The sequence below is a fragment of the Variovorax sp. 20P10.2.4 genome, assembly GCF_058244205.1.
Window position 1 is genome coordinate 1 of record NZ_JBZAYE010001011.1, and the last position, 1,771, is coordinate 1,771.

At 67.6% G+C, this 1,771-nt stretch carries 3 protein-coding genes; 1 reads left to right on the forward strand and 2 read right to left on the reverse strand.

The genetic code is table 11. From position 1 onward, the window contains the following. Together AC27VN_RS40505 and AC27VN_RS40510 are read right to left on the reverse strand one after the other, a co-directional pair. On the reverse strand, positions 1-319 hold a 319-nt coding region (locus AC27VN_RS40505), incomplete at its 3' end, for a c-type cytochrome (RefSeq protein WP_490880366.1). A gap of 10 nt (positions 320-329) precedes the next feature. Further along, positions 330-1,547 (reverse strand): PQQ-dependent sugar dehydrogenase, encoded by a 1,218-nt coding sequence (locus AC27VN_RS40510; RefSeq protein WP_490880367.1) that lies wholly within the window; start codon positions 1,545-1,547, stop codon positions 330-332. Between the two features lie 123 nt (positions 1,548-1,670). On the opposite strand from AC27VN_RS40510, the gene AC27VN_RS40515 reads away from it, so the two are divergent. Next, positions 1,671-1,771 (forward strand): LysR family transcriptional regulator (locus tag AC27VN_RS40515; protein ID WP_490880368.1); only part of this gene is annotated, 101 nt, incomplete at its 3' end.

Consider the following 1,771-nt stretch of genomic DNA (forward strand, 5'->3'; position numbering starts at 1 on the left):
GGTCCTCGTCCTTCATCGTCTTGGCGACCGCGGTCATGGCCTCGTTGGCGCGCCGGCCTTCTCGGAACAGGAACAGCTGCGTGATCGCGTAGAACGAATGCTGGCCCGCGAGCGAGGGCACGCCCTGCATCTCGCTGCGGCCGTCGGCACCGTGGCAGGCGGCGCACAGCGCGGCGTAGCGCTCGGCATAGACCTTGGCGCCCGATGCCGCCGCCGGCGCGGCCTTGGGCTGCGCGCCCTTGGTCGCCTGCGCGAACGCGGGCAGGGCCAGCGCCCACAGCATCGCCACCATTGCCGCCATCGCCGTGTGCCTCGTCATCCGGCGCGCCTCACTTGCCGCCGTAGCTGATGCGGTAGATCGCACCCGCGTGGTCGTCGCTCACCAACATCGAGCCGTCCTTGAGCACCAGGAAGTCCACCGGCCGGCCCAGGTAGGTGTTGTTCTCGACGAAGCCGGTCATGAAGGGCTCGACCTTCGCGCCGCCCTTGCCGTCGGGCCAGGCCACCGCGATGTCGGCGTACTTGGTGGTGCGGTTCCAGGGGCCGTGGCGCGCGATGAACATCGCGCCGCGGTATTTGGCCGGGAACATCTTTCCTTGATAGAAGGTCATGCCCAGCGCCGCGGCGTGCGGGCCCAGCAGCGCGGCGGGCTTGGCGTAGTCGGCGCAGCTCTTGCCCCAGCCGAATTCCGAATCGAGGATGTTGCCCTGGTGGCAGTACGGATAGCCGAAGTGCTGGTCGGCCTTGGTCACCACGTTGAGCTCGTCGTTGGGCAGGTCCTCGGAGAGCCAGTCGCGCCCGTTGTCGGTGAACCAGAGGTTGCCGGTCTTCGGATCGAAGTCGAAGCCCACCGTGTTGCGCACGCCGCGCGCGATGGTCTCGATGCCGCTGCCGTCGAGGTTCATGCGGAAGATGCGCGCATGCGCGTCGTCGGGCTCGCAGAGGTTGCAGGGCGCGCCGACCGCGTAGTAGAGCTTCTCGTCGCGGATGCGCAGGTAGCGCCAGCTGTGGTCCTGGCCGCCGGGCAATTTGTCGTAGATCACCGCCGGCTGGCCGGGGTTGTCGAGCTTGTCCTCGATGCCGTCGTAGCGCTGGATCTGCTTGTGCGTGGCGAGGTAGAGCGCGCCCTTGTGGAATTCGATGCCGGTGGCGAACTCGGTCTTGTCGACGATGGTCTTCGGCTTGCGGTCGCCCTGCTCGGCAATCGCATAGACCTTGTTGCCGACGAACAGCGTGCTCACGAACACCGTGCCCTTGGCGCCCTGGCGCAGCGAGCGCGCATCGAGCACGCCCGAGGCCCAGGTCTCGACCTTGAAGCCCGGCGGCAGCTTGAACCTGGCGGTGGGCAACTGGTCGGCCGCGGTGGGGATCGGAAACGAAGGCACGGGCGCCAGCCGCGTGGCCGCGTCGTTCTTGGGCCGGCCCTTGGCCCAGCCGGGTTCCTCGGTGGGCGGCTGCTGGGCCCAGGCGGCGCCGGCCGCGAGGAGCAGGGAGGTTGCAAGGGTCGCGAGCACCGCTGACATCGAATGCGGGCGCAGTCTGGCCATGTCGTGTCTCCTTCTCGTTGTGGTGGCGCTTTCGTCGGGGGCGGCGAATTCACGCCGGGCGCCAGTGTGCGGAGCTTGCGGCCCGGCTTCAATAAAATAAGCGAGCTAAGCGATATGAACGGCATGCATATTGAAACCATAGACCTCAACCTGCTGCGTCTCTTCGATGCCGTCTATCGCGCGCGCAGCGTGAGCCGTGCCGCCGAGTCGCTGGGCCTGACCCA